The following is a 12,972-nucleotide window of genomic DNA, read 5'->3' as shown; positions in this document are numbered from 1 at the left end:
TGGAAGCCGCATTTTTCTGGATTAAAAAACAAAAGCTTGCCAGCAAATGATGGCAAGCTTTTTTCTCTTCATGCCCCACGACGCGGAATGCGTCACGGATTGCCCGAGGCCCTTTCAACTCAGATCATGGACCGCGTCACTTGCGGCGGCGTTCGTTCACCAGCCCGATGAAGATCGATACGCACATCAGAACCAGCACGATCGCGAACGGGAACCCGGTTGCAATGGCTGCGGCCTGCAGGGCGCCCAATCCGCCGCCCAGCAGCAGCACGATTGCGATCGCACCTTCCAGAACGCACCAGAACACGCGCTGCGCGGTCGGAGCGTCGGTCTTGCCGCCGGCGGTGATCGTGTCGATCACCAGCGAGCCGGAATCCGAACTGGTCACGAAGAACACGACCACCAGAACGATGCCGATGAAAGACAGAAGGCCGGTCATCGGGAAGGATTCGAACATCTTGAACATCTTCAGCTCCAGCGCCGCATCCGACAGGGCCTGGCCGTCGCCCGACATCACCTGATCCAGTGCCGCGCCGCCGAACACGCTCATCCACAGCGCCCCGACAAGGGTCGGGATCAGGATCACGCAGGTCACGAATTCGCGGATGGTGCGCCCGCGCGAGATGCGCGCGATGAACATGCCCACGAAGGGCGACCACGAGATCCACCAAGCCCAATAGAAGGCCGTCCAGCCCTGCATGAAGTTGGTGTCCTCGCGCCCGATCCAGTTCGACAGCGCCGGCAGCGCGACGACGTATTCGATCATGCTGTCGAAGAACCCCGTCAGGATGACCATGGTCGGACCCACGACCAGAACCAGCAACAGCAGCAGGGCGGCCAGGATCATGTTGGCCTCGGACAGGCGCTTGACCCCCTTGTCCAGACCGGCAACGACGGAAACCAGCGCAAAGACTGTGATCAGGATGATCAGAAACACCTTCATCCCGTCGGTCACCGGTACGCCGAACAGATAGTTCAGACCCGCCAGTGCCTGCGTCGCCCCCAGCCCCAGCGAGGTCGCCAGCCCGAAAATCGTGGCAAACACCGCCAGAACGTCGACGATATGGCCCAGCGGACCCCAGGTCTTTTCGCCCAGCAACGGGTAGAAGACCGACCGCATCGTCAGCGGCAGACCGCGGTTGAAGCTGAAGAAGGCCAGCGCCAGCGCGACAATCGCGTACACGGCCCAGGGGTGCATCCCCCAGTGGAAGATCGTGGCCGCCATGGCCAACTCGTGCGCGGCCTCCGGGTCGTTCAACGCCGCGCCCAGCGGCGCCCAGTCGGTGCGCGCGCCGTCCTCTCCCACGGCGACACCGCCCAACGACGACCCGTAATGCGAAATCGGCTCGGCCACGCCCCAGAACACCAGCCCGATGCCCATGCCTGCGGCAAACAGCATCGAAAACCAGCCAGCATAGCTGTAGTCGGGCTTGGCGTCGTCACCTCCCAGTCGGATCGACCCATAGGGCGTGACGATCAGCAGCAGCGAAAACACCACGAAGATGTTGGCCGCAACCATGAACACCCAGTCAAAGCGGCTGGTCAGCGCCGGCCGCAGCCAGCCGAAGAATTCCGTGGCCTGTTCGCGGAACACCAGCGAAAAGAACACGAAGGCGATGATGGTCAGGCCCGAGACCGCAAAGACCGGGTTGTGGATATCCAACCCCATGATCTGGATGTTGTCCTGGCCGACCTCATAGTCGGTTTCCGTATTGTCGGACATTCTCTCTTCTCTCGATGTTGGTGCCCCTCTGTGCACGGAAGGCGCGCCGTGACGGTCTGTCGCGAAAGACCGTCCACCGCGCAAAAACGACAGTTTCCAGGCATTTTCGCAAAGGAGTCACGGATTCCACCCGTCAAAGGGCAAGCCCGCGCCGTCTCGGGACGCGGGCCACAGTTCGTGAACAAAGTCGGTGCGGGCGCGAAGCCGCCGGGTCAGCCCTGAACCTTGGTATAGGTTCCCTCACCCGCCAGGATACCGCGGAACCCGCCGGGCTCGTCCAGGCCGAAGACGATCAGCGGCAGGTTGTTGTCGCGCGCCAGCGCGATGGCCGAGGCATCCATCACCTTCAACCGCTTGGCCAGCACGTCGTCATAGGTGACCGTGTCATAGCGCACCGCATCGGGATGCGCCTTGGGGTCCTTGTCATAAACGCCGTCGACGCCGTTCTTGCCCATGAAGATCGCCTCGCAGGCCATTTCGTTGGCGCGCAGCGTCGCAGCGGTGTCGGTTGTGAAATACGGGTTGCCGGTGCCGGCGGCAAAGATGCAGACCCGTTTCTTTTCCAGGTGCCGCACTGCGCGGCGACGGATGTAGGGTTCGCACACCTCGTCCATCCGAATGGCCGATATCACCCGGGTGAACACGCCCAGCCCCTCGAGCGCGGACTGCATCGCCAGCGCGTTCATCACCGTGGCCAACATGCCCATGTAGTCGGCCGTCGTCCGTTCCATCCCCTGTGCCGAGCCCGACAGGCCGCGAAAGATGTTGCCGCCGCCGATGACCATGCAGATCTCGACGCCCAGGTCATGAACCGATTTCACCTCTTGCGCGATCCGCTGCACGGTGGGCGGATGCAGGCCAAAGCCCTGATCGCCCATCAACGCCTCGCCCGAGATCTTCAGCATCACGCGGTTGTAGGTTGTCTTTGGGGTTTCTTCGGTTGTGGTGGCGGAAGAAAGGGTCATGTTGCGCTCCGGGCTGGCACGGGTTTGTTTTCCGGCGCAAAATGAAGCAAAACCCCCGCGGGTTCAATGCGGATGGTCGGACAATGGCGCAATCGGACAGGACAGCAACCTCATCGGCCGCGATCGCGGACCGGCTCCCCTCCGTTCCCGAGGGCAAACCGGTTCTGATCGCGGGCCCCACGGCGTCGGGGAAATCGGCGCTGGCGCTGGCCGTGGCCGAAAGGTTCGGAGGGGTCATCGTCAATGCCGATGCCAGCCAGGTCTATGACTGCTGGCGGGTCATCTCGGCCCGCCCCTCGGCCGAAGAGGAAGCCCGGGCGCCGCACGCGCTTTACGGGCATGTCCCTTTTGATGAAACCTATTCGGCCGGTCAATGGCTGCGCGAGGTCACTCCGCTGTTGTCGGGCGACCTGCGTCCGATCATCGTCGGCGGAACGGGGCTGTATTTCAAGACGCTGACCGAAGGCATGGCCGAAATTCCACCGACCCCTGCCGCGATCCGCGCGCAGGCGGACGCGATGCCCCTGCCCGACTTGCTGGCCGAGGTGGACCCGCGCACACTCGCTCGCCTCGACACCCGCAACCGCGCGCGCGTGCAACGAGCCTGGGAGGTCGAACGCGCCACCGGTCGCAGCCTGACCGACTGGCAGGCCGAAACGCCGCCGCCGGTGCTTCGGCTGGATCAGGCCGTACCGATCGTGGTCGATGTCGACAAGGCCTGGCTGCTGGATCGAATCAACCGGCGGTTCGACCAGATGCTGGCCACAGGCGCCCTCGACGAGGTGGCGGCGATGCGAGACCGGTACGACCCGTCGCTTCCGTCCTGCAAGGCAATCGGCGTGCCCGAACTGATGGCCTATGTGACGGGCGACCTGACCCTGGACGAGGCCCGCGAGAAAGCAACGATTGCGACACGGCAATACGCCAAACGTCAGCGGACCTGGTGCCGGTCGCGCATGAAGGACTGGCATAAAGTCGACCTGAGCGACTGAAAAATCCAGTGCCAGACCCAATCACCGATATATTTTCATTTTTTTATCATTGCCTTATTGCAAGTTGTCGCCCTTTGACCCGCAGCAGACAGAATCACCCGGGTGATTTCGGATGTCACTTTTGGATTTGCCCGGCAAAGCGTGGCCGCGCAGCCGGGGTCTCTCCCCGGAAATGTCGTTTTTGAACATCTGATGACGATTTCGAACATTGACCTTGATCGGATTCTGGTGCCGAATGTTCGCATGGGGATGATCTGCACTCAGAAAAATTCAGGGAAACGTCGCAATCGGCTCAGCCCGAATACGGCGGATTCTCGCAACCAAAAAACAAATCTCACAGGGAGACTTTCATGGAAATCAAGACATTGACCGGCGCACCGGTGCATTGGGCGGCGGACATGCACGCCCGGGAATACCAGGAAGGCAAGCTGAGCCGCCGCGAGTTTCTGACACGCACGACCAGCCTCGGCGTCACGGCTGCTGCGGCCTACGGCATGATCGGACTGTCCGCCCCGGCCAAGGCGGCCGGTGAAGACGCCAAGAAGATGGGCGGAACGCTGCGCGTTCAGATGGAGGTGCGTGCGCTGAAGGATCCGCGCACCTATGACTGGTCGCAGATCGCGAACGTCACCCGTGGCACGTTGGAATACCTGGTCGAGTACAACTCGGACGGCACCTTCCGCGGCATGCTGCTGGAAGGCTGGGAAGTCAACGACGACGCTACCGAGTACACGCTGAAGGTCCGCAAGGGCGTCAAGTGGAACAACGGTGACGATTTCACCGCCGAGGACGTCGCCCGCAACATCGCGCGCTGGTGTGACAAGAGCTCCGAAACCAACTCGATGGCCGGTCGTTTCGCCACGCTGATCGACGCCGATACCGGTCAGGCGATCGAAGGCGCGATCGAGGTGGTGGATTCGCACACCGTCAAACTGAACCTGCCGAACTCGGACATCTCGCTGATTCCGGGCATGGCGGATTACCCGGCCGCGATCATCCACAGCTCGTTCAGCGAAACGGACCTGACTAACAACGTGGGCACCGGCCCCTACCTGATCGAGAGCCTGGAAGTCGGCGTAAAGGCCGTTCTGGTGCGCAACGAAAACCACAAATGGTGGGGCGAGGACGTGTTCGGCCGCCCGGCGCTGGACCGTATCGAATATATCGACTATGGCACCGATCCGTCGGCCTGGCTGGCGGCGCTGGAATCCGACGAAGTCGACATGCTGTATGAATCGGTCGGTGAATTCATCGACGTGATGGACGGCTTGGGCTATGTCAAATCCGAGGTCGTCACGATGAACACCATCGTGATCCGCCCCAACCAGCTGGCCGAAGTGGACGGCAAGAAGATCTATGCCGACAAACGTGTGCGCCAGGCGCTGCAGATGGCCGTGGACAACTCGGTCTGTCTGGAACTGGGGTATGGTGGCCGCGGCTCTCCTGCGGAAAACCACCACGTCGGTCCGATCCACCCTGATTACTACGAACTGCCGCCGCAGAAAGTTGACCCGGAAGGCGCGCGCAAGCTGATGGAAGAGGCCGGCATGGCCGATTTCGAGCACGAGCTGATCTCGATCGACGACGACTGGCGCCGCAACACCACCGATGCGGTCGCAGCCCAGCTGCGCGACGCCGGCATCAAGGTCAAGCGGACGGTTCTGCCGGGCAACACGTTCTGGAACGACTGGGCGAAATACCCGTTCAGCTCGACCAACTGGAACCACCGCCCGCTGGGCGTGCAGATCTGGGCGCTGGCCTATCGCAGCGGCGAAGCCTGGAACGAATTCGGCTGGGCGAACCCCGAGTTCGATGCCCTGCTGACCGAGGCTCTGGCCATTGCCGATGCCGACAAGCGCCGCGAGATCGTGGCCAAGGGCGAAGCGATGATCCAGGAGGAAGGCGTGACCATCCAACCCTACTGGCGTTCGCTGTATCGCCACATGAAGGACGGTCTGGTCGGCACCGACATGCATGTGTCGTTCGAACACCATCACTACAAATGGGGTTGGGCGGCCTGAGCCTGACCTGAACCCTGATGGGGCGCCCGGATGCGGGCGCCCCTTTCCAGCCGCAGACACACCGACATGGGGTCGGAACGTCCGAGGCCAGGCAATGGTCCACTGATCTGCGGAAAACCCGAACAACAGGGGCCAACATGGGACTCTTCATCCTCCGACGATTGGGCGTGATGCTGCTGACGGCGCTGTGCCTGACCTTCGTGGTTTTCTTCCTCACGAACCTCTATCCGAACCTGGAAAAGCTGGCCAAGACGCAGGGCAACCAGCGCATGTCCGACGAACAGGTCGTCTCGTGGCTGGAAAATCGCGGCTATATGCAACCCACGCTGGTCAAGTACGGCCAGTGGCTGGGCGTGGTGCCGGGGTTCAGGAACACGTTGGATGACGGACAGTTCGTGGGCACCTGCGCCCGCCCCGGTTCGACGCCCGAGACCACGCCCCGTTTCTGCGGCGTTCTTCAGGGCGACTGGGGATATTCGACGGTGTTCAAGGAAGAGGTGGGGACGATTGTCGCCAAACGCCTGGGCAACACCGGATACCTGATGTTCTGGGTACTGCTGCTGATGGTGCCGACCGCCCTGCTGGTGGGGGTTCTGGCCGGCATGCGCGAAGGGTCGGCGCTGGACCGGTCGCTGTCCACCTTCTCGATCATCACCACGGCCACGCCGGAATATGTCTCGGGCGTGATCTTCATCGCCATCTTCACCTCGTCCACCGTGGGTCTGAAATGGTTCAAGGGCACGGCCACGCAGGCCATGGACAACCCGACCTTCGAGAATTTCTTTCTGCCGGTGCTGACCATCGCCCTGTACGGCATGGGGTATATCGCGCGGATGACCCGCGCCTCGATGACCGAGGTGATGACGGCGCAGTACATCCGCACCGCGCGGCTCAAGGGTGTGTCCTTTTCCAACATCGTGCTGAAACACGCGCTGCGCAACGCGCTGATCGCGCCCTTCACCGTCATCATGCTGCAATTCCCGTGGCTGCTGAACGGCGTCGTGATCGTCGAGACCCTGTTCAACTACAAGGGCTTTGGCTGGGCGCTGGTGCAGGCTGCGGGCAACAACGACATACAGCTGCTGCTGGCGATCTCGGTCGTGTCGGTCTTCGTGGTTCTGGTGACGCAGCTGATCTCGGATATCGGCTATGTCTACCTCAACCCGCGCATCCGCATTTCATAAGGGAGGATAGACCATGGAACCTCTGAGCTGGACTGGCTCCCTCGCCTTTCTGAACCCGATCCTGATGATCGCGCTGGTTGCGCTGGCCGTCTCGGTCCTGGTCTGGATCCTGGCCAGCATCGTGCTGCCTGAACCCCAGATGACCGTGAACGCGGATGGTACCGTCAGTTCGAGCGGCGGGCTGCGCAGCCTGGTCGAAGCCGCGCTGTGGTATTCCTTCCTGGCCAGCATCGCGACGGTGGTCGCCTATCTGCTGCTGGGCGTATTCATGGGAACCGGAGCCGGCATCGTCGGCGCCGTCGCGCAGCAGTTCCTGCCGGTTTGGGTGTCGCTGATCATCCTGTTTGCGATGTCGGTCGCGTTCAAGCGGCGGCTGGGCCTGTATGGCAAGCTGTTCGACAGCCCGATCGGCATGATCGGCTTTGCTCTGGTCATGTTCTGGGTGTTCACCGGCATTTTCGGCGCGCTCGACCTGATCGTGACCCATGACCCGCTGGTGCAGTTGTCGGGGATGAAGAACAAGGTACCCGGCACCCCCCTGCCCAACCCCGAGGACGGGCAGTTCGCCTGGTACCTGCTGGGCGGCGACAACCTGGCGCGCGATGTGTTCAGCCGAATGGTCAAGGGCGCATGGATCGTCGTGCAGATCGCGCCGCTGGCCACGATGTTCGCCTTCATGGTGGGCATCACGCTGGGCCTGCCGGCGGGGTATTATGGCGGACGTCTGGATACGTTCCTGTCGTTCCTCGCCAACCTGATCCTGGCCTTCCCGGTGATCCTGCTGTTCTATCTGCTGGTGACCCCGGAAATCGTGGCGACCGGCGTTCCGAACTATATGGCCGCCGTGTTGTTCATCTTTCCGATCCTGTTCATCGCGGTGCTTCTGAACTCGCGGTACTATACCCGCCCGAACTTTCGAACGCCGCTACTGATCGGGGTGCTGGGGATCGCGATCTGGCTGTATCTGTCGCTGATTTCGACCGGGGGCCACGTCATCAATACCGACGCCTACAGCATTTGGGGGTTGCCGACCTACCTGGATCTGTTCGACATTCCCGGCGGGATCCTGGTCGTGTTCGTATCAGTTGTCTTCGTCAATTCGCCCACGGTGTTCCGCATCGTGCGCGGCCTGGCCATGGACATCAAGACACGAGACTATGTGGCGGCCGCACAGACGCGCGGCGAAGGCCCCTGGTACATCATGCTTTGGGAAATCCTGCCCAATGCGCGCGGACCGCTGATCGTCGATTTCTGCCTGCGCATCGGCTACACGACCATCCTTTTGGGGACCTTGGGGTTCTTTGGACTGGGCCTGCCGCCGGAAAGCCCGGACTGGGGGTCTACGATCAACGAAGGGCGCAAGCTGCTGTCGATCTATCTGCACCCGGCCCTGCCGCCGGCGCTGGCGCTGCTGTCGCTGGTTCTGGGCTTGAACCTGCTGGCGGACGGCCTGCGCGAGGAAAGCCTGAAGGACTGACGTGAAAGCGGCCGGGGGGCCAGCCCCCCGGACCCCCCGGGATATTTTGAGCCAGATGAAGGGGACCCCCGATTTTGGCGAGGAGCGAAGAAATGAGCAAACTTGCAGATCATGACGGGCCGATCCTGGAAATCGACAAGCTTTCGATTTCCTTTTTTACCCGGCTGCGGGAAATTCCGGCCGTGATGGATTTTTCGGTTTCGGTAATGCCGGGCGAGGCAGTGGGGCTGGTCGGGGAATCCGGCTGTGGCAAGTCGACTGTCGCGCTGGGCGTGATGCAGGATTTGGGGAAGAACGGCCGTATCGTCGGCGGCACCATCAAGTTCAAGGGTCGTGACCTCAGCGAGATGAGCCCCGAGGAATTGCGCGACATCCGCGGCAACGAGATCGCGATGATCTATCAGGAGCCGATGGCCTCGCTGAACCCGGCGATGAAGATCGGCAAGCAGCTGATGGAAGTGCCGATGATCCACGAAGGGGTCAGCAAGGAAGAGGCCTATGCGCGCGCGCTGGAAGTGGTGACCGACGTGCGCCTGCCCGACCCCGAGCGGATGCTGAACAGCTTTCCGCATCAATTGTCGGGCGGCCAGCAGCAGCGCATCGTGATCGCGATGGCGCTGATGTCGAAACCGGCCCTGCTGATCCTGGACGAACCGACAACCGCGCTGGACGTGACCGTCGAGGCAGCCGTGGTGGAGCTGGTCAAGGATCTGGGCAAGAAATACGGCACCTCGATGCTTTTCATTTCGCACAATCTGGGCCTGGTACTGGAGACCTGCGATCGTTTGTGCGTGATGTATTCGGGCGAGGCGGTCGAGCGGGGCTCGATCCACGACGTGTTCGACGAGATGCAGCACCCCTATACGCAGGCATTGTTCCGCTCGATCCCCCTGCCCGGCGCGGACAAGAATTCGCACCCGCTGGTCGCCATCCCCGGCAACTTCCCACTGCCGCATGAACGTCCGCCAGGCTGCAATTTCGGGCCGCGCTGCGACTATTTCGAAGCGGGGCGTTGTGACGCGCAAGACATCCCGATGTTCCCTGTGCCGGGAAACGACCGCCACCATACGCGCTGCCTCAAGTTCCAGGAGATCGACTGGAACGCCCCGGTCACCGTTGCGGAGCAGAAAGAAAAAGCGCCCATCGGTCAGACCGTTCTGAAGATCGACAACCTCAAGAAATATTATGAGGTCGCGGCAAACGCGCTGTTCGGTGGCGGCGAGAAGAAAGTGGTGAAAGCCAACGAGACCTTGAGTTTCGAGGCCCGCGAGTCCGAAACCCTGGCCATCGTGGGTGAGTCGGGCTGCGGCAAATCCACCTTTGCCAAGGTGCTGATGGGGCTGGAAACGGCGACGGACGGGCAGATCCTGCTGGACAACCGCAACATCGAGCATCTGCCGATCGAAGAGCGAGATACGAAAACGATTGGCGAAGTCCAGATGGTGTTCCAGAACCCGTTCGATACGCTGAACCCGTCGATGACGGTGGGGCGGCAGATCATCCGCGCGCTGGAAATCTTCGGCGTCGGCAAGTCCGAGGCCGAGCGCAAGCAACGGATGCTGGAGTTGCTGGATCTGGTGAAGCTGCCCCGGGCCTTTGCCGACCGGATGCCGCGCCAACTGTCAGGCGGCCAGAAACAGCGCGTCGGGATAGCCCGTGCCTTTGCCGGGGACGCCCGGATCGTCGTCGCGGACGAACCGGTTTCGGCTCTGGATGTTTCGGTGCAGGCCGCGGTGACCGACCTGCTCATGGAGATCCAGCGCGAACACAAGACGACCCTGCTGTTCATCAGCCACGACCTGTCGATCGTCCGCTACCTCAGCGACCGCGTGATGGTGATGTATCTGGGTCATGTGGTCGAACTGGGTACGACCGATCAGGTGTTCTCGCCCCCCTATCATCCCTATACCGAGGCATTGCTGAGCGCGGTTCCGATCGCCGATACCTCGGTGGAAAAAGAGCACATCGTTCTCGAAGGGGATATTCCATCGGCGATGAACCCGCCGCCGGGATGTCCGTTTCAGACACGCTGCCGGTGGAAGTCCGAGGTCCCCGGGGGGCTGTGCGAACAGCAGGTTCCACCGACCAAGACCCTGGCCGAAGGTCATCAGATCAAGTGTCATCTGGCCGAGGACATCCTTGCCAGAATGCAGCCGGTCATCAAGATCGCGGCTGAATGACATACGCGATGTTCGACGTGTTTGGGCCGTCCACTGGACGGTCCGGACCATGTCCGCGACCGATGGGGCTTCAACCGCCCCAGATGGCCTTCACATAGTTCCGGGTTTCTGCATAAGGCGGGATACCACCGTGCTTTTCCACCGCTTGCGGCCCCGCATTGTAGGCGGCCAGCGCTAGGCGCCATGACCTGAACTTCTTGTATTGCCAGGACAGGTAGCGCGCGCCGCCTTCCAGGTTCTGCTTGGGGTCGTGCGGGTCCACTCCCAACAGACGCGCGGTCTGCGGCATCAGCTGCGCCAGCCCCAACGCGCCCTTGTGGGACCGGGCATGCGGGTTCCATCCGCTTTCCTGCTGGACCAGCCGCAGGAACAGCTCTTCGGGGACGTTGTGCATGCGCGCGGCCTGACGCGCCAGGGCCAGATACTGCCCCTTGTACTTGCCATCGTACCGCCTGTTGAACTTTCCCTGCGCCGACTTGGGCTTGAGACGCTCGCTGTCGCGGTATTGGCTGGCGGCACGGGTATCCAGCACCTTGGCCTGCTTGAGAAAGATGTCCCTGCGGTTCTTGGTCGAAAGAACTTCGGCGCCCGACGGAACAGAAGTCAGCGCAAGAAAGACAACCGCGAAACCAGTCAACACATACCGCATTCAAGCAAATCCCGCCCGTACTGCCATCGGGATGAGTATAGGTATTTCAGCCCGAAATGAAAGCTTGGTCGATCGCGGGTGGACATTCAAACGACAGGCTCGGCCATGATCCGTGTTCCAACCCGCGCGCGGGGGGTATAGGGTTCGGGTGAACACCGCGCGAGATTCGCGCCCCAACCCGCAAGACAGGATACGAGGAAGAACATGGCAGGTTCAGTCAACAAGGTCATTCTGATCGGCAATCTCGGGCGTGACCCCGAGGTTCGGTCGTTTCAGAACGGAGGCAAGGTCTGCAACCTGCGCATCGCCACGTCGGAAACCTGGAAAGACCGCAACACGGGCGAGCGCCGCGAACGGACCGAGTGGCACTCGGTCGCGATTTTCAACGAAGGCCTGGTCCGGGTCGCCGAGCAATACCTTCGCAAGGGGTCAAAGGTTTACGTCGAAGGCCAGTTGCAGACCCGCAAATGGCAGGACCAGTCCGGTCAGGACCGCTATTCGACCGAGGTCGTCCTGCAAGGGTTCAATTCGACCCTGGTGATGCTGGATGCCCGCGGCGAAGGCGGCGGTGGCGGTTACGGCGGCGGCCAGTCCGGCGGTTACGGAGACCCCTATGGCGCACCGATGGGCGGCAGTGCGCCGGCGCCGGCCTCGGGTGGCATCGACGACGACGAAATCCCGTTCTGATCTGATCTGACGGAGCCGCAACATGACATGGTCCTTCGCCGTCGGTCGTCTGCTTGGCTCGGAACTGCGGGTCCATGTCACCTTCTTCATTCTTCTGGCCTGGGTCGGATTCGCGGCCTATGCCGAGGGCGGCCTGCCTGCCGCATTGGACAACATCCTGTTCGTTCTGGCGCTGTTTGCCTGCGTGGTTGCGCACGAGTTCGGCCACGCGCTGATGGCGCGCCGCTATGGTATCCGCACGCCGGACATCACGCTTCTGCCGATCGGTGGGCTGGCGCGGCTGGAGCGGATGCCTGAAAAGCCCATGCAGGAAGTCGCCGTGGCGCTGGCCGGGCCGGCGGTGAACATCGTGATCTGGCTGGTGCTGGTGGGCCTTGGTGCGGGCATTCAGATGGATGTAATGGCCCATATCGACTCGGCGCGCGTCGATCTGTTCAGCCGGCTGGCCTATGTGAACCTGTTTCTGGCGGTCTTCAATCTGATCCCGGCCTTTCCGATGGATGGAGGCCGGGTGTTCCGGGCGCTGCTGTGCCTGAAGATGGACCGGGTCAAGGCCACGCGGGCCGCGGCCTCGGCTGGTCAGATCGTGGCGGTGGGTTTCGGCTTTCTGGGGCTCAGCACCGGAAACCCGATCCTGGTCCTGATCGCGGTGTTCGTCTTCATCGCCGCCAATGCCGAAAGCCAGGATGTCGAGATGCGCTCGGTCGCGCGCCGGGTTCTGGCCCGCGACGCGATGATCACCGAGTTCCACGCGCTGACGCCGCAGGACACGCTGGGCACGGCCGCGCAAGCCGTGATCCAGACCACCCAGCACGAGTTTCCGGTGCTGAGCCCAGACGGGCAATTGCTGGGCTTCGTGACGCGCAACCGGTTGTTCGCCGCCCTTGCTGGCGATCACCCGCGGTCAGACCCGGCCACATCGGTCATGGAGACCGAGATCCCCGTGGTGTCGCCGGCCAGCGGGCTCGAGGCGGTTCTGGACGGGTTGCATGGCGGCGCTCCGGCAGTGGCCGTCTGCACCAGAACGGGGCAGATGGTCGGGTACATCACCCGCGAAAACATCGGCGAACTGATGGTGATCCGGGGGCGCTGAG

10 protein-coding genes are annotated in these 12,972 nt (G+C 62.2%); 7 read left to right on the top strand and 3 right to left on the bottom strand.

From position 1 onward, the window contains the following. Positions 1–136: 136 nt before the first annotated feature. Both F3H26_RS09895 and pyrH read right to left on the bottom strand, forming a co-directional pair. A complete protein-coding gene (locus F3H26_RS09895; protein ID WP_149775898.1) occupies positions 137–1,723 on the bottom strand; it encodes a BCCT family transporter in 1,587 nt (528 codons plus the stop codon). Between the two features lie 212 nt (positions 1,724–1,935). Continuing rightward, positions 1,936–2,688 carry a UMP kinase gene (gene pyrH, locus F3H26_RS09890; RefSeq protein ID WP_149775897.1) on the bottom strand — a complete coding sequence of 251 codons (753 nt, stop codon included), beginning with the start codon at positions 2,686–2,688 and terminating at the stop codon, positions 1,936–1,938. A gap of 83 nt (positions 2,689–2,771) precedes the next feature. Here pyrH and miaA point away from each other — a divergent pair, with 83 nt between their 5' ends. From miaA to F3H26_RS09865, 5 genes are all read left to right on the top strand, one after another. Continuing rightward, positions 2,772–3,680 carry a tRNA (adenosine(37)-N6)-dimethylallyltransferase MiaA gene (miaA, locus tag F3H26_RS09885; RefSeq protein WP_223162475.1) on the top strand — a complete coding sequence of 303 codons (909 nt, stop codon included), beginning with the start codon at positions 2,772–2,774 and terminating at the stop codon, positions 3,678–3,680. Between the two features lie 350 nt (positions 3,681–4,030). After that, positions 4,031–5,701, top strand: a complete 1,671-nt coding sequence (locus F3H26_RS09880) for an ABC transporter substrate-binding protein (RefSeq protein ID WP_149775895.1) — start codon at positions 4,031–4,033, stop codon at positions 5,699–5,701. 137 nt (positions 5,702–5,838) lie between these two features. Then, a complete protein-coding gene (locus F3H26_RS09875) occupies positions 5,839–6,885 on the top strand; it encodes an ABC transporter permease (protein WP_149775894.1) in 1,047 nt (348 codons plus the stop codon). A gap of 13 nt (positions 6,886–6,898) precedes the next feature. Continuing rightward, positions 6,899–8,362, top strand: coding sequence for an ABC transporter permease (locus tag F3H26_RS09870; RefSeq protein ID WP_149775893.1), 1,464 nt, complete (start codon positions 6,899–6,901; stop codon positions 8,360–8,362). Positions 8,363–8,454: 92 nt separating this feature from the next. Then, positions 8,455–10,542: a dipeptide ABC transporter ATP-binding protein gene (locus F3H26_RS09865; protein WP_149775892.1), complete on the top strand. Its 2,088-nt coding sequence runs from the start codon at positions 8,455–8,457 to the stop codon at positions 10,540–10,542. Between the two features lie 70 nt (positions 10,543–10,612). Here F3H26_RS09865 and F3H26_RS09860 read toward each other — a convergent pair whose 3' ends face one another. Continuing rightward, a complete protein-coding gene (locus F3H26_RS09860) occupies positions 10,613–11,191 on the bottom strand; it encodes a lytic transglycosylase domain-containing protein (RefSeq protein ID WP_149775891.1) in 579 nt (192 codons plus the stop codon). Positions 11,192–11,395: 204 nt separating this feature from the next. On the opposite strand from F3H26_RS09860, the gene ssb reads away from it, so the two are divergent. Beyond that, complete coding sequence (gene ssb, locus F3H26_RS09855) at positions 11,396–11,878, top strand: single-stranded DNA-binding protein (RefSeq protein ID WP_149775890.1); 483 nt, start codon at positions 11,396–11,398, stop codon at positions 11,876–11,878. 22 nt (positions 11,879–11,900) lie between these two features. Further along, entirely contained in the window at positions 11,901–12,971 is a 1,071-nt protein-coding gene (locus F3H26_RS09850) for a site-2 protease family protein (RefSeq protein ID WP_149775889.1), read from the top strand. Position 12,972: the final 1 nt, after the last annotated feature.

It is taken from the genome of Ruegeria intermedia, assembly GCF_900129345.1.
Lineage (GTDB): Bacteria > Pseudomonadota > Alphaproteobacteria > Rhodobacterales > Rhodobacteraceae > Ruegeria > Ruegeria intermedia.
This window is presented reverse-complemented; position numbering and strand designations above follow the sequence as displayed.